Below are 20,653 nucleotides of genomic sequence, written 5' to 3' on the forward strand. Positions count from 1 at the left end.
TGTTTTTAGGAAAGAGGGTTTCAACAATGATTGCAGATTGGAAAGAAGAGATTAAGGTCAATAAATAAGAACTTACAGCTCTTAAGGAGTAATGGTTTCGGCGATGGCTCCTTTTTTGTTAAATGATGCTTCAAGAGAATCAATAAATAATGATGCTGTAGGTCCTACGAAAGGAGGCGTTCGCTTCCATCCTGAAGTAAATGAAAAAGAGGTAAAAGCATTATCCATTTGGATGAGTTTAAAGTGCGGAATTACTGATCTTCCTTACGGCGGGGGAAAAGGTGGTATTATTTGCGACCCAAGGGTAATGTCGTTTGGAGAACTAGAAAGATTAAGTCGTGGATATGTTCGTGCTATAAGCCAAATTGTTGGCCCTACAAAAGATATACCAGCACCTGATATGTATACGAATTCTCAAATAATGGCGTGGATGATGGATGAGTACAGCCGCCTTCGAGAATTCGATTCACCTGGATTTATTACAGGAAAACCGATTGTATTAGGGGGGTCACAAGGTCGTGAAGCGGCTACTGCACGTGGCGTAACTATTTGCATTGAAGAAGCGGGAAAGAAAAAAGGGATAGACTTACGTGGTGCTAGAATCATTATTCAAGGCTTTGGGAATGCAGGGAGCTTTTTGGCAAAATTCATGCATAGTGCAGGAGCTATGGTGATTGGCATTTCGGATGCAAATAGTGCTCTTTACGATCCAAAAGGACTTGATATTGATTATTTGATTGATCGACTTGATAGTTTTGGAACAGTAACGAACTTATTTACAAATGTCATAACGAATCAAGAATTACTAGAAAAAGAATGTGACATACTTGTACCGGCAGCTATTGCAAACCAGATTACAGCACAAAATGCCCATCATATTAAGGCATCGATTGTGGTGGAGGCAGCAAATGGGCCAACAACACTGGAAGCAACCAAAATATTGGATGAAAGAGGAATCCTTCTTGTTCCAGATATATTGGCAAGTGCCGGTGGAGTAACCGTTTCTTACTTTGAATGGGTTCAAAATAATCAAGGATATTATTGGTCAGAGGAAGAGGTTGTTGAAAAACTGCGGAAAGTAATGATTGATTCTTTTGAAAATATTTATCAAACCTCAAAGGTTTACAAAGTGGATATGCGGTTAGCCGCCTATATGGTTGGAATTAAAAAGTCGGCTGAAGCTTCGTGTTTCCGAGGCTGGGTATAAAATGTAAAAATCTCTATTTATATATTAAATAAGGGGTTTTAAATAAAGTCTTCTAAGGGGAGGATATTTTCATGTGGATAATCACTGTCTATTCGAAAAACAGTATTAAAATGTTTGAGTATGACACTGAAAAGGAAGCAAGAGCAAAATTTGAGAGAATTCAAGGATGTAAAATCCTTAGTGAAGTCATTTATTTCAATGATTATTGTTTAGTTGAATCATGATAGTTTCGGTCCCTTAGCTGATTTGGTAGAAGACTCTTTATAGAAAATTGAGGAGAATGAGGATAGTGGAAATTATATGCAATATGATGAAATCTATAATTCTTGAGCTGTTTTAGTTGGGTATCAACAGACTTTTTTTAGTTAAAATGACTATATTTATAAATGCTTAATGTTTTATTATAAAATACAATAGAAATATAATATCATAATATAAATTATAATATAATCATTAATTTATAATATTTATTGTGGAATTTTCATAATAAAATAAGGTTCATAGCTAGGAGGTAAAAATACATAAAGAAATAACCAATGGTGAAATAATGAATGTACAGTAATGCTTGCTAGAGTTGGCAATTTGTTTGTAGATGAATCATTGTAAAGAATTTTTTTAAGTCGATATATCTGAAAAATCTAAAAGTGGAGGGGATTCTTTGAACGAGCAAAAATTTACGATTGATGATGCACCATTTAAAAAGTTCCATTTTCGTATTGCAGGACTTACATTCGGTTCAAGTTTCTGTGATGGCTATTCTCTAGGGATCATTGCGATGGCCCTGACAGTATTCGGGCCTCAAATGAATATGAATTCAATGTGGACAGGGCTGATCGGCAGTTCTGCTTTAATTGGTCTGTTTGCGGGATCTTTAGCCCTTGGAAGACTTTCTGATCGTGTAGGCAGACAGAAAATCTTTCTCGTAAACTTTTTACTTATCACGGTAGCTACTATTTTACAATTTTTTGTTAGTAGTCCAGAACAGCTTTTAATTCTACGGTTACTAATTGGTTTTGGACTTGGAGGAGATTATGCTGTCGGTACGACTTTACTCGCCGAGTTTTCACCAAAAAAGTATCGCTCCTCTCTCCTCGCGTCTATAAACGTAGTATGGACGCTTGGATATGTAGCATCAAACTTCGTTGGTCATTACTTGGGACAGGCTGGTTCAGACTCATGGCGTTGGATGCTTGTTAGTGCTGCTATTCCCGCTATTGTGGTTTTAATTTTACGAATTGGAACCCCTGAATCACCAAGATGGCTCGTCAGCATGGGGCGTGTCGAAGAAGCACAGAAGATTGTAAAGAAGCACCTTGGATCGAACGTTGAAATGGGCGAAACGACTACTGGTGCTGAAAATCAAAAGACTCTAGGATTTCGTGGACTTTTCAGTAAAAAGCTTCGAAAGCGTTTGGCTTTTGGTGGAATATTCAAATTAACTCTTGTTATTCCGTACTTTGCAATCTACACTTTCCTACCGTCTATACTAAGTACAATGGGTTTTGAACAAAACTTTTTTGCCGATACAATGTTAAATCTATTCTTGCTTGTTGGGGCAATTTTTGGTCTTTGGTTGCTTGCAAAATTTTCTCGTAGAGGATTTACCATCGGGGCTTTTACAATACTTACTGTTTCATTGTTTTCACTCAGCTTCTTACACAATGGTTCTCAATTCTTAATGTTGACAGCCTTCTTGATCTTTACTTTTTTCATGTCAGCTGCATCGAACCTTACATTAGTATACCCAGCAGAGCTTTTTCCAACTGAGATTCGTGGATCTGGAATAGGTATGGTTACGGCAATTAGTCGAATTGGTTCTGCAATTGGAACATTTCTGCTGCCTGTTTCCTTAAGTTCATTCGGATTAAGTACCTCAATGGCAGGAATGGCAGTCATTCTGCTAATCGGCTTGATCGTATCGATCGCTTTGGCACCTGAAACGAAGAATCTTTCCTTACATGAAGCAAGTGACCCTTTGCTAGAAGCGGAGAACTCTCCGAAGGGAACCGATATTCCCTTTACAGAAAATAAGAAAATAACATAAGATTATTTTCTAGTAAATTATTGAGTAAAACGTTTCTTTCGACTCCTTGTTTAATCTTGAAGTATATGTTCGAAAGGAGAGGAGTGTTGAGTCATGACAACAATAAATTGTTTACACCCTAAAGATATTAAAGAGGTTGTACTTGGGGATGGTGCTATCTCAATCTATGAAGTGATTGCGGTTGCTAGATATGGGGCGATAGTTTCCTTTACACAAACCTACTGTGATAGGGTGGATAAATCCCGTAGCTTAATAGACAAGTTTTTAGATGAAAATCGATTGATCTATGGTGTAACAACAGGATTTGGCAGTAATATGACAGAGGTAATTTCTTCTGAAGATGCAGAAACTCTTCAACGAAATATTATTCGTTCTCATGCGGTTTCTGTTGGATCGCCTTTAGAAAGAGAAGTAGTGAGAGCCATTCAATTGATGATCCTTGTGAATTTAGGCCAAGGTTTTTCAGGAGTTAGATTAAAGGTATTAAATCTAATTGCTTCACTATTAAATCACGATATTATTCCGTTTGTTCCAGGTGATGGGTCAGTGGGATATCTTTCTCCCGAAGCTCACATGGCCTTAGTGGTGATGGGAGAGGGGAAGGCATGGTATAAAGATGAGCTCATGCCTGGAATAGAAGCGTTAGAGAAAGCTGGATTAGAACCTGTTACGTTGGGTGCTAAAGAAGGATTGGCACTTATAAGCGGAACTACTTCCGTTACAGCGATGGCTGTCTTGGCCTTATACAATAGCATGCAAGCAGCTAAAACCGCCGATATTACGGGAGCTATGTCATTAGAAGTGCTAAAAGGTACAATTAAAGCATTTGATCCTCGTTCCCACACCGTAAAGAAACATGAGGAACAGGCAAAGACAGCTAGAAATGTGACAAGAATTCTCAAGGGCAGCCAAATCATTGATACATACAAGGAACATAGATTACAAGATGCGCTTAGTATACGATGTATTCCGCAAGTTCATGGTGCCATAAAGAAAGTATTAAAGGACGCTGCGGTTACTATTGAGAATGAGATGCACTCTGCAAGTGACAATCCAATTATATTTCCGGAAGAGGAAGATGGAATTGCACTCATGGGTGGGAATTTTGATGGTTCCTACGTAGGAATGTATTCGGATATGATGTGCATTGCATTAGCGAACTTAGCGAAAATTACCGAAAGAAGAATTGATCGCCTAGTAAACCATCACCTTAGTGAACTTCCTAATTTCTTAGTAGTTAATCCAGGGTTAAATAGCGGCTACATGATTCCACAATATACAGCTGCGGGACTATTGAATGAGATTAGAGTTCTTTCACATCCTGCAACTGTAGATAATGTCCCAACATGCGCTAACCAAGAAGACCTGATAAGTTTTGCCTATTTTGCTTCGAAGAAAGCATATCAGATTTCAAAGAAACTCGAATATATTTTAGCCATTGAGCTTATGACGGCCACGCAAGCAATGGATTTTCATCACCCCTTGAAACCGTCACCGATTACGGAGAGTGTGTACCATTTAATACGCGACCAAGTCCCAATGGTAAAAGAAGATCGATTTTTTTATCCTGATATCGAAACGATTTATGGGCAAATTCATGAAGGAGAAATAGTCAAACTAGTCGAAATGGCGATTGGTGAAATTGAGTTCTAAATCTATATTGGAAGCTGTTTTACTCTAACCAATCTAAGTAACGCGGCTTCCTTTTTCATTAAGTTAGGAATTTATTTATTATCTTCACGCTTATAGCAGAAAACACAGTTTTCACAACCTATACTTTCTAAAATGTATAATCACCTTATTTAGGAGGAGAAAAGAAAAAATGCATTATGATGTCATTGTAATAGGAGCTGGATCTATGGGAATGTCGGCAGGATATTTCCTATCTAAAAATGGACAAAAGGTATTATTATTAGACTCTTTTGTTCCTCCTCATAATAAAGGCAGTCATCATGGAGAAACAAGAATTATTAGACATGCCTATGGTGAAGGTGAAGAATATGTTTCTCTGGCACTTAAATCACAAAAATTATGGAATGACTTAGAAAAACTTACGGAAAAACAGTTATTTCTTCCAACAGGTGTACTGAATGCTGGCAGTCAAAAATCCACATTTATTAAGCAAGTAATCGAGAGTTCAAATAAATTTCATTTACCTTTAGAAATCCTAGATTCAAATCAAATCCATAAAAGATGGCCAGGTATTTCACTACCAGAAGATTATATTGGTTGCTTTGAATCGACTTCGGGTGTGTTAAAAAGTGAAGAGTGTATTCGAGCGTATCAACAACTTGCGGAGTCACATGGTGCTAACATCATTGTGAATAGCCAAGTAAGGAAGATATTTGTTCATAGAAATGGGGTCACGATTAAAACTGATGAACAGACTTTCTACGCAGAAGCGTTAGTTGTTGCAGCAGGAGCATGGTCACAAAAACTTTTAGCAATGTTAGACTTAAATGTTCCTCTATCCCCCATCAGAAAAACATTTGCATGGTTTGAAGCAAATGAATTATATAATTACAAAAACTTTCCGGCCTTCACTTTTGATACGTCTCTAGGTACATACTATGGCTTTCCAAGTATTAATGACAGTGGTTTGAAATTAGGAAGACATGATGGGGGAAATTACATTAATCCTGATGATTCTTTAGCAGGGTTTGGTGAATTGGATGAAGATGAGGGAGATTTGGTACAGTTTTTACAACAATTTATGCCTACCGGTCAAAAAATAAAACACGGAAAAAGTTGCATCTATACAATGACACCTGATGAGAACTTTATAGTGGATACACATCCTAATTATCCACACATTGCTATTGCAGCAGGTTTCTCTGGGCACGGGTTTAAATTCAGTAGTGTTATTGGAGAGATTTTAAGTGACCTTATTATTTCAGGTAAGAGTGAGAATGATATCTCAGTATTTTCTATAAATCGATTTTATTAAAAATGAGAAGACTTAAAAAATTATTTTGCCATCGGGATGAAAAAACAAAGTCGCAAGTTTAATATGAACCTACTTATAGAATGAAAATCCAAGTCGTTGATTCCTAATCTAAGGAAATAACGGCTTTTTTTTATTAGGAAAATGTCTTAGCATTTGTTTTTGCTGTTTTTTTGTTATTACACCTATATATTATTTTTTTACTATAAATTGAAGAATATATCAATATATTCAAAGTTAATGAAAAAATATAAAAACATATGTTAGGTTAGCTAACAAATTATATTGTCGAAATAAAAAAAACATGCTAGAATTAGAATATTCCGAAATATGAAACGCTAATTCCGAATTTCGGGATTAATATAATTATAAAAGTGCAATACAGATTTTTTTATCTACATATCTATAAGTTTTATTTTCGAAATTTCTGTAAATAGGAGGAATGTTCAATGAATACAGTTGATTTGAATTGTGATTTAGGAGAGAGTTTTGGCACATATCGTATTGGAAATGATGAAGAGATTTTGGATTATGTAACATCTGTCAATATTGCTTGTGGCTTTCATGCTGGTGATCCGACCGTTATGAGAAAAACGGTTCAACTTGCTTTAAAGAAAGATGTAAAAATTGGTGCCCACCCTGGATTACAAGATTTAATAGGTTTTGGCCGACGCAATATTAATATTTCTCCACAGGAAGCTTATGATATTGTTGTATATCAAATTGGTGCATTAAATGGCTTCTTGCAATCAGAAGGCGGGTATATGCAACATGTTAAACCACATGGTGCTTTGTACAATATGGCTGCAAAGAATAAAGAGTTATCTCTTGCAATTGCTGAAGCTGTATACAAAGTTAATCCTGAGCTCATTTTATTTGGCTTATCGGGAAGTGAATTAATACGTGCTGGACAAACCATTGGATTACAAACGGCTAGTGAAGTATTTGCGGATCGAACTTATCAACAAGATGGTTCATTGACTTCTCGAATGGAAGCGCATGCATTGATAGAAAATGATGATGATGCTGTTGCACAAGTAATTCGAATGGTTAAAGAAGGAAAGGTTTTGTCACAGCAAGGAACTGATGTGACTTTAAAGGCTGATACAATTTGTATTCATGGGGACGGAGCACATGCATTAACCTTTGCTCGTCATGTAAAAAAATCCTTAGAAATATCTGAAATTATAGTTAAGTCTATTTCTAAATAAAATCACAAACATCTAGGAGGCAGATTCCATTGGAGCCAATCAAAAATACAACTGATCAGAAAAAAAATCCTACTAAGCCAAAAACGAACCGGACATTATTACTAGGTGCAGCATTTCTTATGGCAACATCAGCCATAGGACCAGGTTTTTTAATGCAGACAACGGTTTATACCCAAAGTCTTGCAGCAAGTTTTGGTTTTGTTATTCTAATTTCAGTTATTCTTGATATTTTTGCACAAACAAATGTATGGCGCATTATTGCTGTATCTGAAAAACGAGGACAAGAGATTGCAAACATGGTTCTTCCAGGACTGGGTTATGTTCTAGCGGCACTCATTGTTATGGGAGGGCTCGCATTTAATATAGGGAACATCGCAGGAGCTGGGCTTGGTCTAAATGCGATGACAGGAATATCCCCAACAACTGGAGCAGCTATTAGTGCAGTTATTGCAGTATTAATTTTTGTTGTAAAAGAAGCGGGTAAAGCGATGGATCGCTTTACACAAATTGCTGGCTTTTTTATGATCTGTTTGATGATATATGTTGCATGGACGACTTCTCCTCCAGTTGGAGAAGCAGTAGTGAAGACATTTGCACCTGATAAGATTGATATTATCGCAATCGTTACATTAGTTGGAGGATCTGTGGGTGGCTATATTACATTTGCTGGCGGTCATCGTCTATTGGATGCAGGCGTGAAAGGTGTCGGAGCACTGCCAGAAGTCACAAAGAGTTCAGTAATGGGTATTTTAATAACCACCGTTATGCGAGTTGCTTTATTTTTAGCAGTTCTAGGTGTTGTATCTAAAGGCTTGCAAATTGATTCAGAAAATCCCGCGGCATCCGTTTTTCAACTTGCTGCTGGAAATGTTGGTTATAAAATCTTTGGTATTGTTATGTGGGCGGCAGCAATCACATCAGTAGTTGGTGCTGCATATACTTCTGTTTCGTTTATCAGAACATTCAGTGAAAAAATAAATAAAAAGGCTAATTGGATTATAATTGGCTTTATAGTCGTTTCAACAATTTGCTTTATGTTAATTGGTAAACCGGTAAAAGTACTACTTGTAGTAGGAGCTATTAACGGACTTATTTTACCAATTGCCCTTGGAACATTATTAATTGCTGCTTATAAGAAAAACATTGTGGGTGAATATAAACATCCTTTATGGTTAACGATATCAGGTGTATTTGTGGTAGTTGTTATGGCGTTAATGGGTGGATATACTTTATTTACTCAGCTACCATTACTATTTAAATAAACAAATTATTTATAGTTATTCAATAGGGCTGGTAGCTTTTCAAAGCTGCCAGTTACATATAGGAGATGTATAATATGATTGATCTTTCGCAAGCAACCCCGGCTCAATTGCGCGAAATGATTCGCAACAATGAATTGATTAAACCTACTGCTGGAATGGCAAACGGATATGCACAAGCAAACCTAGCAATCTTAAAAAAAGAGCATGCTTTTGATTTTTTATTATTTTGTCAACGAAACCCTAAGTCTTGTCCACTTCTAGACGTAACTGAAATTGGTTCTCCTATTCCTAAATTTGCTGCTCAGTCTGGTGATATACGCACAGATATTCCAAAATACCGGATATATAAATATGGTGAATTAGTGGAAGAAGTAACGGATATTTCAGATTATTGGGAAAATGATATGGTTGGATTTTTAATCGGTTGCAGCTTTACATTTGAACATGCCCTTTTAAACAATGATATTTCCATTCGTCATATTGAAGAGGACTGTAATGTACCAATGTATAAAACGAATATTTCATGTATTGAAGCAGGGATCTTTCACGGGAAAATGGTAGCCAGCATGCGTCCAATCCCTCAGAAAGATGTGGTGCGAGCGGCTCAAGTTACATCGCGTTTTCCTGCTGTTCATGGTGGTCCAATCCATATTGGAGATCCGGAGGCAATTGGTGTTTCTTGCATAGATGAACCTGATTTTGGTGATGCAGTAACGATTCGTGAAGGAGAAGTGCCAGTATTTTGGGCTTGTGGGGTAACGCCTCAATCTATCGCAATGGAAACAAAACCGGCGATTATGATTACGCATGCACCAGGACATATGTTTATAACGGATATTCGTGATGAAAAATTAGGCGTTTTATAACTAACAGAAAGAGATGAGTTCTATGCCGGAAAAGCTTTTGAATAAAACTACATGCGTACTGTCTCCCTTAGGCGATTCCGCAATCGTGATTACATTTGGGAATGAAATGAAATACGACATTCACAAAAAAATTAAAATGTTTATGGACTTGCTTGAAGATGAACCTTTTGTTGGATTTATAGAATGTGTGCCGGCTTTTACAAATTTGACAGTTTTTTATGATCCTCTAGTTATCTATAAGAAACAAAAACTAAGCAATAACGATGAATTTATATCTCCATATGAAGTGGTACGTTCTATCATGGAAAGGAAATTACAGTGGTTAAAAGAAGATAAAAAGCTAACACATCGAACAGTTTCTATTCCTGTATGCTATGGGGAGGAATATGGCCCGGATTTGGAATATGTAGCTCGTTATAATAATTTAACTACAGATGAAGTTATCCATATTCATTCAAACGGTGAGTACTTAGCCTATATGATTGGATTTGCACCAGGTTTTCCATTTCTCGGTGGACTCTCAGAAAAAATTTCAACGCCTAGACGATCTTCTCCTAGAATGACCATACCAACAGGAGCAGTTGGAATTGCAGGTATGCAAACGGGTGTATACCCAATATCAACACCTGGTGGGTGGCAATTAATTGGACAAACGCCGACAAAACTATTTTTACCAAATGTAAATCCTCCAAGTTTATTACAAGCAGGAGACATTGTAAAATTCCATCCAATTTCTAATCAAGAGTATAAAGAAATTATTCTTAAGGAGGGGTTACAGTGAGCCTGCGTGTAATCAAACCGGGATTATTAACTAGTATTCAGGATCTTGGAAGAAAGGGATTTCAGCAACATGGGGTGATTGTAAGCGGTGCAATGGATGCATATTCCCTACGAATTGCCAATATGTTAGTTGGCAATAAAGAAGGTGAAGCGGCCCTGGAAATTACGTTAATGGGCCCGACTCTTAAAATAGAAAAAAATTGTTTGATCGCGATAACAGGTGGAAATTTATCACCTACTATTGACAGTCAGGCTGTCCCAATGTGGAAGCCTGTTTATGTCAAAAAGGGAACTATTCTTCGATTCGCCGGATGTAAATCAGGTTGTAGGGCTTATCTGTCTGTTGCAGGTGGATACGCTATTTCTGCAGTTATGAATAGTAAAAGTACATATTTAAGAGGGGAAATTGGCGGCTATAAGGGAAGATCATTAAAAGTAGATGATGTTGTGGATTTTAATGAAACTTCTTCTATTCTAGATAACCTGGAGTTTAAGGAAGCGTTTACCGCTCCAAAGTGGTTTGTCAATGAAAAGGAGTTTATGCCAAGTCGCATGCCAGTTATTCGTTTCATAGATGGAAGCCAATACGATTATTTTACTGAATCAAGTAAAGTTAGTTTTGTAGGGAATTTGTTTAAAGTTTCAAACCAATCTGATCGTATGGGCTATAGAATATCTGGCCCTTTGCTAGAGTTACAGGAAAAACGTGAGCTATTGTCTGAAGCAGTAACTAATGGGTCAATTCAAGTTCCACCTGATGGAAACCCTATCATTCTTCTTGCGGATAGCCAAACAACGGGAGGGTATCCTAAGATAGCTCAAGTGATTACAGTTGATTTACCATTAATTGCCCAGGTCAAACCAGGGGAATCTATTCAATTTTCACGAGTGACCTTAAAAGAAGCCGAGCAGCTTTTCCTTCAAAAAGAACAACAATTAAAAGAATTAAAGGTTTCGATTTCATTAGCTCTAAAAAAACAGCACGTTTTATAGTTGCCTCATCAAGAAGTAGTAAAAAGGAAGAAAGTACTCTTATTAAAAGGGCACTTTCTTTTTATTTATGCATAATAAGTGGGAGATGAAGCCACTGCATATTTTTTTATTTTATTCAATTACATTTTTTGTGACATGTTTTATAATAAAATGATAGTAAATGTGAACAACAACTACTATATACTGGACTAATAATAAAACTTAAATGATGAAAGGATACCATGTATGCAAGCACAAAACAAAACCGTTGTAAAGTCAATGCAGATTCTTACCCTTTTCATGAATCATTCTAAACTCACTTTTAATGAAATGATGGAATTTTCTGGTCTCCCGAAAACCTCTCTGCACCGTATGATAGGATCATTAGAAGAAATGGGGTTTTTAACAAGGGATGATGATGGTAATTATTCACTTGGACTAATATTCTTGCAGTTTGGACAACTGGTAGGGGAGCGTTTAGATATAAGAAAAATCGCATACCCTATTATGAAGGAACTTCGAGACGATGTTGAAGAAGCTGTGAATCTAATTGTGAGAGATACTAACGAAGCCATGTATATTGAAAAGGTAGATACGTTGCATCCTGTTCGTTTATATACTTCAATCGGAAGGCGTTCACCACTGTACGCAGGTGACTCTCGAATAATACTCGCCTATATGTCTGAAGAAGAGCGTGAAGCATATCTCAAAAATATAGAATTAAAACCAATTGCTATTGGAACGATAACTGATATAAAAATGCTTCGTCATGCTTTGGAAGATGCAAGAATGAAAGGTTACACGATTACTTCATCTGAATTAGAGGATTATACAAAATCCGTAAGTGCACCAATACTTAACGGTAAAAATCAAATTGTAGCCGGTATCAGCGTAGCTGGAATTGATGCAAGATTTCAAGAAGGTCGCTTGCCTGAATTAATTGAAAAAGTAACGAATGCCGCCAGACGAATTTCATTGAAACTAGGTTCTCAAACTTCGTAAACTAAAACTGAAAAAGAAGTGGCAGATTAATAAACTTTGTATGTCTGTCAATTCAATACTATACTGTCTGATGTTCGTTTCCTTATTTATTATGACTTACATAAGATTTACTTGGAACTCCTAAAAGTTGGGGGATAGGACTATTGAAAGCCATTCCCCCGGAAACAACCTAGAGCAGACCTTTCGTTGTTATTTCTTAGGTAAACCCTTTACCACTTGGTTCTTTGAAGGTATGGCTCTATTTTGCCAAATCAGGAGAAGTTAACTTGTGAAAGAGACTCCTTTTCTTTGTAGTGAAGGCTTCAACTCAACTACGGGAATAATTTCTTTAACCACTTTAGTCATTTACGATTATGGTGGTGTTTTGGGTTTTTGTTTTAATTTTTGGCTGTGTTAAACTTGCCTGTTGATTTCCGCTCCAGGCACTTCGCTTTCCGCGGGCAGTCGGGTAGCCTCCTCGGCGCAGAGCGCCTGTGGGGTCTACCCTGACCTGCTACTCTCGCAGGAGTCTCGTGCCTTCCGCTCCAATCAACATAGTTTGAAAAATCAACATTTATGTTTTATGTTTAACATAGCCTAATTTTTAAATAGCTGATAATAGGCAACTATCCATTATCACTTTACTAACAGTTGTATCATTATTGAGTTGTTAAAACATCTAAGCAAATAAATTGAGTTCTCCAACCTTTTAATATCTGCTTGTGAAGAAGCTGATTTTTTTATACGGCATTTGTCTCAGAAAAATAAAAAAATACTTTATATTATCATTTAATCCCTCGACGTAGACTGTTAAAATACGATATTTACTCTTAAATTTAAAATGAACTAAACCAGCTGTTGGAAAGAATTGGATAAAGTTGTCAAATAAGAAACGAAACGTGTACGGGAACCATCCTACATTCGAATCTAGAATTCTCGTACACTTCAAAGAAATATTATAAACTATTAAATGAACACATATTCGTTAGATCAGGTTACACTTCGTCCTAGTGATGCTGTTTCTGCATTAATATACTCGGATTGATATATATTCCTTGGTACTCCAATGTCAGCCATGGTAAGTAGCCCTGGTTTGCGAATGGCATCGATCTGCTTAGCGGTATTTATAACCATTGCAGCGGTCGCAGTATCTCCGAAAATACCATTTGGAACGATCAATCTTTGCGTTTCGTTTCCTTCGATAATGATTTCATCTTCTTGGTTAATACCAACAGACATAGTCAAATCTAAGCATATTTCCTTTCCATTTGAGGTCATGCCCTTTGATACTTGATGAAGGCCATTTACATCTCCTGGTTTTAAGGAAGTAAGTGGAACGGTAATATTTTCCCCAGCAATCGTCGGTTCAATTGTATTTTTTAAACTTGAAAGTTTCCAATTGAGACCATAAGCGATTAATCTGACAGATTCTTCAAGCCCAACATGCCCAATTTTATTCTGTTCAGCTAAGGTTTCAAATACTTCTTTGGTCATACCGATGCCGACTTTTTTTTGTAAGGGAATGCGTCGTTTCGAAACATCTACCCGACGGTTGACAATTATTTTGTTGACCGTTGTTAATACTGTTGAAAAACAGATGGCCATTGTATCCATGATGAATCCTGGGTTAATGCCAGTCCCAATGACACTAAGCCCTTTAGCCTTAGCGTAATCATCTATTTCCTTGGCAAGTTCAGGGTAGCGGTCCCAGGGGAAAGAAAGCTGTTCGCAGGTAGAAACGACTGAAAAACCATGATCTAGAATTTCTTTGATTTGTGCCCATACTTGTTGTGCGTTAGAACCGGTTGCATGAAGGGCGACAGGATGATCTGCGTTCGTTTCTACTTCCTGTATACTGGAGACTACATTTAGTCCTGTTTGTTTTTCATTGATTAATAACCCAATATCATTTCCAATCTTTTCAGGATCAATATCTACAACACCAATGATCGAGTGTGGATTAGTTTGGTATGCACTACGCAGAATTTCAATTCCAATAGGACCGAGTCCGAATACTGAAAATCTTGAATATTGTTTAGTCATTAATCTCTCATCCTTTCAAATATCGTATAAAAAAATGCTAACATGGCAAGATAAATAATAAAAATAGTAAATTTTTATATACTTATAAATATTGGTTATAAAAGGAATGACCGCAATGAATGTGTGGCTATATGCAAAAGAGGCTTCCAAAGGTTTTACTTAGGAAAGTCCCACCTTTTTGTGCCTGATCGAGCTTAAATTACATAGAAAGCTTGAGGAAAGTTGGAGTAATCAACCAAATCCCAAACTCGTAGCTTTTTATTAATAAACTATCGGGGCAGGCAGTTAACAATTATGTTAGTTGCACGTTAGAAACATATGGGGTGAATGGAAAAAACCGTTCAATTTTCTGAACGGATTGAATCAAATTAGTTGTGTTAGTCATAGAATTTATATTCCTGTTTTTATGCCAAAACCTATTAAAATTAAGCCAGTTGATTTTTGGAATGCTTTCTGGAATTTGGAGTTGTTCAACCATTTTTTTGCGTAATCAATTAGATAAACAAGAAACAGAAACCATAATACAGCGAGTAAGGTTAAGATGAAGGCTAATATAATCAATTGTTGGTTTACATTTCCGCTCAAATTGACAAATTGCGGCATGATTGTTATATAAACTAAAATAGTTTTGGATTCAGAATATTTTTAAGTAATGCTTGCATAAAGGAATCCTTATTATGCCGATTTAAATACTTCGTGGGTGTATTTGCTTGTGCTTGTATTTCTTTTAAAGAAAAAGCGCTTTTAGTAAAAAAACTTTTTATCCCTAAATAAATTAAGTAGGCAGCTCCCAAATATTTGATTGTACTGAAAAGAATCACAGACTTTGCAATGACAACAGTTAACCCAAGAATAGCAATAAGCGTCCAAAAAGAAAGTCCCGTTGCCATTCCGAGAACGGTATAACGTCCAGCTTTTGGACCATAGCTAAGCGTGTTTTTCACTAAGAGCATAGTATCTGCTCCAGGTATAATAACCATCATTGCAACTATTGATATGTAAGTTAGTAAGCTATCCATACTATTTCTCCCTTCTTTTCCCCCGAGGTTCTACAAATAACCAGTGATAAATTATTTAACGAAGTTTAGGCGTGAAATTATCAAATATTAAAAGCCCCATTTCTCAGTATCATAAACGAGAAATGGGGCTTTTTTCACTTCATAATCGCTCCCTTTATGCGTAAAGCCCTTATTTCGAACCCCTCCTTTTAATCGAGAGGGGCTCTTTTTTAAAATTTCACAAAACGCAAAAAATGAATCATTTAAAAGGTATAGAGTAAACAATTATTATTAACACAAAATTGGTTCTTCTCACTCCGAGTTGTTTCGCAGCTTTTTAAGCCAAGAATCTCATATATCGTAAAAAGTCTGATCATTCTTTAACGTTTTCAAAATATGCTTAGTTAGCATTGACGCATCATCCGTGTTTTTCCAAACTGCCGATATGGAACTGGATAATTCAGAGTTATCGATGTTCAAGGCTTTAACTTTGCTTTTTCCCAACAAACTCACCATATCTTTCGGCATGAGAGCAACGCCTAAGTTATTGGATATAAGGTTGGCGATCGTTAATAATTCAGATCCTTTACATAATTCCTTAGGTGAAAATCCAGCAGTCAGACAAGCCTTTTCCAAAAGGAATTGAAGGGAGTGTGCTTGGACGGTATCATAATGGATAAAAGATTCGTCTCTTGCTTCGTATAAGTGTATAGCATCCTTTTGGGCTAGTGGATGATCAATGGAAACGACTAATTGTAAAGGGAACCTTTTGAATTCAATCATGCTTAATCCTTCATTGGCGATGATGTTATTGTGTATGGGCGTTCGGATGAAACCGATGTGATAATTTTGTTGGTTTACGAGCTTCACTGCTCTTGAGGATGTTGTTTCATGCAGGTAAAAATCTGTTTCCGGGTATTCCCCAACTATCTTTTTCAATAACTTCGGGATATATATGCTAGCTGCAGAGGGGACAGTAGCAATCTTCATTTTAGGCTTGGGGATGGTTTTATTTTCAACTATGTAATTCACTGTTTTCTCAATATCTTCAAAGGAAGGGGCAAGTTTTTTATAGATGTACTCTCCTTCTTCCGTCAATGTAATTTTTCTAGTCGTTCGATTTAATAGTTTAAAGCCTAATTGTTTTTCTAGGGATAAAATCTGTTGGCTAAGTCCGGGCTGGGATATATGCAGGGTTTTGGAAGCCTCACTGAAACTAAGATGGTTAGAAACCTCTATGAAATATCGAAGGGATAGGAAATTCAAACAATCACCCACTTCAGTTAGATTTGAAAATACACACTCAAAATGGCTGGTAAAAGGAAGGGTGGACCTCTAATATTCCCTCTCAAACAATAACTGAATATAACGATTAAAGGATAGAAAAATGTTAAAAGTTTGTATTTTTATAATAAAGGCTTATAAGTTTATAACAATAATATATTTCTAAAACAGAAGAGTCAATATTATCCTTAAATTAAGGATGAAAATGTAATAAAGAGAAAATGAACTCGTAATATAACAGAATTTTCAGAATTTTAGCAGGTGTTTTTACGCATCTATGCTTGTTTACTTGATATAAATAAAACTTTTTAATCGATAGCGGAGCTTTTGGTCATTGTGTCTAATTTTGCAAAAAAAAGGAAAAGTGAGGTGGTCGGTAGAATAATAATAGTATCATCTCTTGTAGATGATAAAAAACAATGAGGGGGGAGTTTTATGAAAAAGTTTAATAAGTACTTTTTATTGGTTATGATTCTGACAGTGACCGGTATTATCACGGCCTGCGGAGACAGTAAGGAAGAGGTATCCGGAAGCGGAAACCAAAACCTGAGCTTGTTGACTGGTGGAACGGGAGGTACATACTATCCACTCGGAGGACAAATTGGAAAAATCATTTCCGATAAAACAAAAGCTAATATAACACCTCAGACATCTGGTGCCTCGGCTGAAAACATGGAAACTTTAAGAGCTGGAGAAGCTGAAATCGCTTTTTCGCAAACGGATATCGCCGCATATGCACTTGAAGGAAAAGAAATGTTCGACGGGAAACCTATAGACAATATACAAGCGATCAGCTCTTTATATCCTGAAACGGTTCAAATTGTAACGACGGCAAAGAGTGGAATTAAATCAGTCGAGGATTTGAAAGGTAAAAAGGTATCAGTAGGTGCACCGGGTTCTGGTGCTTACATCAATGCCATGCAAATCCTGGAGATCCATGGATTGACTGAGAAAGATATTAAAGGGCAAAATCTTTCTTTCGATGAGTCGACGGAAGGAATCCAAGCAGGAAATATTGACGCAGCTTTCATTACGGCCGGCACACCAACTGGTGCGGTTGATGCGCTATCCGTACAAAATGATATTATTATCCTACCTATTGAAGAGGACAAGATTCAAGAGTTGGTTAAAAAATACCCATACTATGCAGAAGACACAATTCCAAGCGGTACGTATAAAATCAAATCCGAGGTTAAAACAGTTGCTGTTAAAGCAATGTTAGTGGTTACAAAGGATCTTGATGAAGATTTAGTGTATGAAATGACAAAAGCGGTATATGACAACACGGATAAAATCACACATGCCAAAGGCAAGTTCATTACAGCAGAGACTGCACTTGAAGGATTAGGGGATATGGAAGTTCACCCTGGCGCAGCAAAATACTTTAAAGAAAAAGGTGTTTCCAAGTAATGCAATTTGGTCGGTAGCTCGCTATATGTGGCCTATCGGCCTCGTTTTTTCTGAATGGAATTTCAGGTTTTGAAGGGGGTACCTATGAAATTCAAGAGATTCATGGCTTTTGGTACACCTCTGATCATCGCTTTTCTATTATTTTTTCCGTATAAGCATGTAATTGCATTTTCCTACCAGGACCAGGGGGAATTAGTCGCGTACTTGCCATTGAAAAGAGAAAAAAACTTCCAGATTAAGTATACACACTCCATCCACCTCTCGGAGGTGCTGGAATCATATCGTTTATCCGATAAGCAAATCGAACAAACCGAACTTGCTTATAATGATTTTGCTGTCGGTATGCCTTCTAATGCAGAGGGGGAAGAAGTATTCGAAGAGAAAGACGGTACTTACTTCATAAAAAATATGAATCGCAATTTCGCTTATATAGATTTACGAATAGGAAAAGTTAGAGCTAACCATCGACTAGTATATGATGAAAAAACATATACATTGGCAGACTTTATTAAGCCTGGAACATGGGTCAGGATTTCATCGGAAAGAATTTCAATATGGGAACAGTTGAAAGGAGTGAAGATTCATGACTGAAAAAGAAAAAACGAAGTATTTAACCGAAGCGGAACAACAGGAGTTATTGGAAAAGTACGATCCTGAAGCTGGGACAAGGAAATTAACCGGCGTCTTGGGACACATTGTATTTTTTGGACTCTTAGCTTTTTCGTTATTCCAATTATATACTGCTATTTTTGGTGTTTTTACAGCACAAATCCAACGGACGATACATTTAGGGTTTGCACTCTCCTTGATTTTTTTACTTTTTCCTGCAAACCGGAAGAAGCGTCAGAAAGGAAAATTTCAAGTTGCCTGGTACGATATCATTTTAGCAATCCTTAGTATAGGCGTAGGTGCATATTGGCCATTATTTTTCGAGGATATCGTCATGAATGTAGGACGTTTAGGCGCTGTGGATTTTGCGGTTGGTTTAATGGCCATTCTGCTAGTTTTAGAGGCAACTAGGCGTGCAGTAGGGCTTCCTATTATGGTCATTGCTTTATTATTCGTTTTCTATGGAATTTTTGGTCAGTATATGCCAGGCTTCCTCTCTCATCGAGGTTTAACGCTGGAACGTTTGGTGCAAACGATGTTCTTCTCGACAGAGGGCATTTTAGGTACACCGTTAGCGGTTTCATCGACATTCATCTTCCTGTTTTTATTATTTGGTTCCTTTCTTGTCCGTACGGGTGTCGGTCAATACTTCAATGATCTTGCAACGTCTATTGCCGGTAGAAGGATAGGGGGACCTGCGAAGGTTGCGATTTTTTCCAGCGCTCTGCAAGGAACGATCAGCGGAAGCTCTGTGGCTAATGTTGTCACTTCAGGATCCTTTACGATACCGATGATGAAAAATCTTGGATACAAGAAGGAATTCGCCGGGGCAGTGGAAGCTGCCGCGTCTACTGGCGGTCAATTAATGCCTCCGATAATGGGGGCGGCGGCATTTTTAATGGTTGAATTCATTGGGAATGGGATTACGTATTGGGATATAGCAAAGGCGGCTACGATTCCAGCTATCCTTTACTTTTCAGGAATTTGGATCATGACCCATTTTGAAGCGAAACGACTTGGATTGCGTGGATTAACGAAAGAAGAAATGCCAAATAAAAAGGAAGTGATCAGCAAACTTTATTTATTAATTCCGATCATCGCCATTATCTTCTTGCTCATGCTGAATATAACGGTTACACATGCAGCCTTGTATTCCATTCTTATCTCGGTTCTTGTAGGATTCATAAACAAGGATGTCCGCATGAAATTCATCGATATCATTTATGCATTGGTGGATGGAGCCCGGACAGCACTTGCGGTTGCAGCTGCAACCGCAGCAGCCGGCATTATTGTAGGAATAGTTACGAAAACGGGGCTTGGGCTGAAATTGGCAAATGGATTAATCGATTTCTCTGGTGGATATTTAATTCCAACACTGATGCTAACAATGGTAGCGGCAATTATTTTGGGAATGGGATCACCTACAACCGCCAACTATGTGATCACCTCGACGATTGCAGCACCTGCGATCATTTTGCTTGGCGTTCCTGATTTATCTGCACATCTATTTGTCTTCTATTTTGGCATTATAGCAGATATAACTCCTCCAGTTGCATTAGCGGCATTTGCAGCGGCGGGGGTAGCGGGCAGTGAACCGATAAAAACGGGGATACAGTCATCAAAACTTGCTATTGCTGCATTTATCATTCCGTATATTTTTGTTCTCTCTCCACAATTACTTATGATCGATACAACTTGGATGGAGGTGGCCTGGGTCGTTCTTACTGCGATGTCAGGCATGATTGCAATTGGTGCTGGAGTTATAGGTTACTGGGTGAGGGGGATGCACTGGATAGAAAGAATCCTCGCTATAATCGCTGGTTTACTATTAATCTATCCTGAAACGATATCAGACATCGTTGGGTTAACTACATTTATCGTATTGCTGGCTTTACAATATCTTTGGAAGAGCGACAAATACGACAGCCCCAATATCTTGGAACATAAGCAAAGTATAGAGAAAAGTTGAGGCTTCGATTATCATCCGGATGTAAAGGTTAGTTGAAGAGTCATGCTGAAAATTCGGGGGGGTGATTTTTTGA

General features: G+C 37.3%; 15 protein-coding genes and 2 pseudogenes. 14 read left to right on the forward strand and 3 right to left on the reverse strand.

The window, feature by feature from the left end; translation table 11 throughout:
• Window positions 1-139: 139 nt before the first annotated feature.
• The 11 genes and pseudogenes from ACQKMR_RS19970 to ACQKMR_RS20020 all read left to right on the forward strand — a co-directional run.
• Window positions 140-1,207: pseudogene (locus ACQKMR_RS19970) on the forward strand (Glu/Leu/Phe/Val family dehydrogenase); the annotation flags it as partial.
• Window positions 1,208-1,278: 71 nt separating this feature from the next.
• The gene (locus tag ACQKMR_RS19975; RefSeq protein ID WP_427698878.1) at window positions 1,279-1,431 is read left to right on the forward strand and encodes a hypothetical protein; all 153 of its coding nucleotides are present in this window, start codon (window positions 1,279-1,281) and stop codon (window positions 1,429-1,431) included.
• Window positions 1,432-1,865: 434 nt separating this feature from the next.
• Window positions 1,866-3,251: an MFS transporter gene (locus tag ACQKMR_RS19980; protein WP_427698879.1), complete on the forward strand. Its 1,386-nt coding sequence runs from the start codon at window positions 1,866-1,868 to the stop codon at window positions 3,249-3,251.
• Between the two features lie 93 nt (window positions 3,252-3,344).
• Window positions 3,345-4,904, forward strand: coding sequence for a histidine ammonia-lyase (gene hutH, locus ACQKMR_RS19985; protein ID WP_427698880.1), 1,560 nt, complete (start codon window positions 3,345-3,347; stop codon window positions 4,902-4,904).
• A gap of 169 nt (window positions 4,905-5,073) precedes the next feature.
• Window positions 5,074-6,198, forward strand: a complete 1,125-nt coding sequence (solA, locus tag ACQKMR_RS19990; protein WP_427698881.1) for an N-methyl-L-tryptophan oxidase — start codon at window positions 5,074-5,076, stop codon at window positions 6,196-6,198.
• 446 nt (window positions 6,199-6,644) lie between these two features.
• Window positions 6,645-7,406, forward strand: coding sequence for a 5-oxoprolinase subunit PxpA (gene pxpA / locus ACQKMR_RS19995; RefSeq protein WP_427698882.1), 762 nt, complete (start codon window positions 6,645-6,647; stop codon window positions 7,404-7,406).
• 119 nt (window positions 7,407-7,525) lie between these two features.
• On the forward strand, window positions 7,526-8,668 hold the full coding sequence (locus tag ACQKMR_RS20000) for an NRAMP family divalent metal transporter (protein ID WP_427698921.1): 1,143 nt from the start codon (window positions 7,526-7,528) through the stop codon (window positions 8,666-8,668).
• A 74-nt stretch (window positions 8,669-8,742) separates the two neighbouring features.
• On the forward strand, window positions 8,743-9,534 hold the full coding sequence (locus tag ACQKMR_RS20005) for a putative hydro-lyase (RefSeq protein ID WP_427698883.1): 792 nt from the start codon (window positions 8,743-8,745) through the stop codon (window positions 9,532-9,534).
• 13 nt (window positions 9,535-9,547) lie between these two features.
• Entirely contained in the window at window positions 9,548-10,315 is a 768-nt protein-coding gene (pxpB, locus tag ACQKMR_RS20010) for a 5-oxoprolinase subunit PxpB (RefSeq protein ID WP_427698884.1), read from the forward strand.
• Entirely contained in the window at window positions 10,312-11,307 is a 996-nt protein-coding gene (locus tag ACQKMR_RS20015) for a biotin-dependent carboxyltransferase family protein (protein ID WP_427698885.1), read from the forward strand. The genes pxpB and ACQKMR_RS20015 overlap by 4 nt, the downstream gene beginning before the upstream one ends.
• 225 nt (window positions 11,308-11,532) lie before the next feature.
• Window positions 11,533-12,288, forward strand: a complete 756-nt coding sequence (locus ACQKMR_RS20020; RefSeq protein WP_427698886.1) for an IclR family transcriptional regulator — start codon at window positions 11,533-11,535, stop codon at window positions 12,286-12,288.
• A gap of 969 nt (window positions 12,289-13,257) precedes the next feature.
• On the opposite strand, the gene ACQKMR_RS20025 is transcribed toward ACQKMR_RS20020, so the two are convergent.
• The 3 genes and pseudogenes from ACQKMR_RS20025 to ACQKMR_RS20035 all read right to left on the reverse strand — a co-directional run bounded on the left by ACQKMR_RS20025 (window position 13,258) and on the right by ACQKMR_RS20035 (window position 16,574).
• Entirely contained in the window at window positions 13,258-14,310 is a 1,053-nt protein-coding gene (locus tag ACQKMR_RS20025) for a hypothetical protein (RefSeq protein WP_427698887.1), read from the reverse strand.
• Between the two features lie 390 nt (window positions 14,311-14,700).
• Window positions 14,701-15,329: pseudogene (locus tag ACQKMR_RS20030) on the reverse strand (homoserine/threonine efflux transporter).
• Between the two features lie 330 nt (window positions 15,330-15,659).
• Complete coding sequence (locus ACQKMR_RS20035) at window positions 15,660-16,574, reverse strand: LysR family transcriptional regulator (protein WP_427698888.1); 915 nt, start codon at window positions 16,572-16,574, stop codon at window positions 15,660-15,662.
• 453 nt (window positions 16,575-17,027) lie between these two features.
• Between ACQKMR_RS20035 and ACQKMR_RS20040 the strand changes: the two genes are divergently transcribed.
• From ACQKMR_RS20040 to ACQKMR_RS20050, 3 genes are all read left to right on the forward strand, one after another.
• Window positions 17,028-18,002: a TAXI family TRAP transporter solute-binding subunit gene (locus ACQKMR_RS20040; protein ID WP_427698889.1), complete on the forward strand. Its 975-nt coding sequence runs from the start codon at window positions 17,028-17,030 to the stop codon at window positions 18,000-18,002.
• Between the two features lie 84 nt (window positions 18,003-18,086).
• Window positions 18,087-18,593 (forward strand): DUF1850 domain-containing protein, encoded by a 507-nt coding sequence (locus ACQKMR_RS20045; RefSeq protein WP_427698890.1) that lies wholly within the window; start codon window positions 18,087-18,089, stop codon window positions 18,591-18,593.
• Window positions 18,586-20,580, forward strand: coding sequence for a TRAP transporter permease (locus tag ACQKMR_RS20050; RefSeq protein ID WP_427698891.1), 1,995 nt, complete (start codon window positions 18,586-18,588; stop codon window positions 20,578-20,580). Before ACQKMR_RS20045 ends, ACQKMR_RS20050 begins: the two co-directional genes overlap by 8 nt.
• Window positions 20,581-20,653 lie beyond the last annotated feature (73 nt).

It is taken from the genome of Peribacillus sp. NPDC096540 (assembly GCF_050278525.1).
Classification (GTDB): domain Bacteria; phylum Bacillota; class Bacilli; order Bacillales; family DSM-1321; genus Peribacillus.

What these genes read in the sequence shown, in the direction of transcription:
- ACQKMR_RS20025 (WP_427698887.1), bottom strand. Translation starts at nt 14,310, where the DNA reads ATGACTAAACAATATTCAAGATTTTCAGTATTCGGACTCGGTCCTATT.
- ACQKMR_RS20000 (WP_427698921.1), top strand. Translation starts at nt 7,526, where the DNA reads ATGGCAACATCAGCCATAGGACCAGGTTTTTTAATGCAGACAACGGTT.
- ACQKMR_RS20045 (WP_427698890.1), top strand. Translation starts at nt 18,087, where the DNA reads ATGAAATTCAAGAGATTCATGGCTTTTGGTACACCTCTGATCATCGCT.
- ACQKMR_RS20050 (WP_427698891.1), top strand. Translation starts at nt 18,586, where the DNA reads ATGACTGAAAAAGAAAAAACGAAGTATTTAACCGAAGCGGAACAACAG.
- solA (WP_427698881.1), top strand. Translation starts at nt 5,074, where the DNA reads ATGCATTATGATGTCATTGTAATAGGAGCTGGATCTATGGGAATGTCG.
- hutH (WP_427698880.1), top strand. Translation starts at nt 3,345, where the DNA reads ATGACAACAATAAATTGTTTACACCCTAAAGATATTAAAGAGGTTGTA.
- ACQKMR_RS20040 (WP_427698889.1), top strand. Translation starts at nt 17,028, where the DNA reads ATGAAAAAGTTTAATAAGTACTTTTTATTGGTTATGATTCTGACAGTG.
- pxpB (WP_427698884.1), top strand. Translation starts at nt 9,548, where the DNA reads ATGAGTTCTATGCCGGAAAAGCTTTTGAATAAAACTACATGCGTACTG.
- ACQKMR_RS19975 (WP_427698878.1), top strand. Translation starts at nt 1,279, where the DNA reads ATGTGGATAATCACTGTCTATTCGAAAAACAGTATTAAAATGTTTGAG.
- ACQKMR_RS20020 (WP_427698886.1), top strand. Translation starts at nt 11,533, where the DNA reads ATGCAAGCACAAAACAAAACCGTTGTAAAGTCAATGCAGATTCTTACC.
- pxpA (WP_427698882.1), top strand. Translation starts at nt 6,645, where the DNA reads ATGAATACAGTTGATTTGAATTGTGATTTAGGAGAGAGTTTTGGCACA.
- ACQKMR_RS20005 (WP_427698883.1), top strand. Translation starts at nt 8,743, where the DNA reads ATGATTGATCTTTCGCAAGCAACCCCGGCTCAATTGCGCGAAATGATT.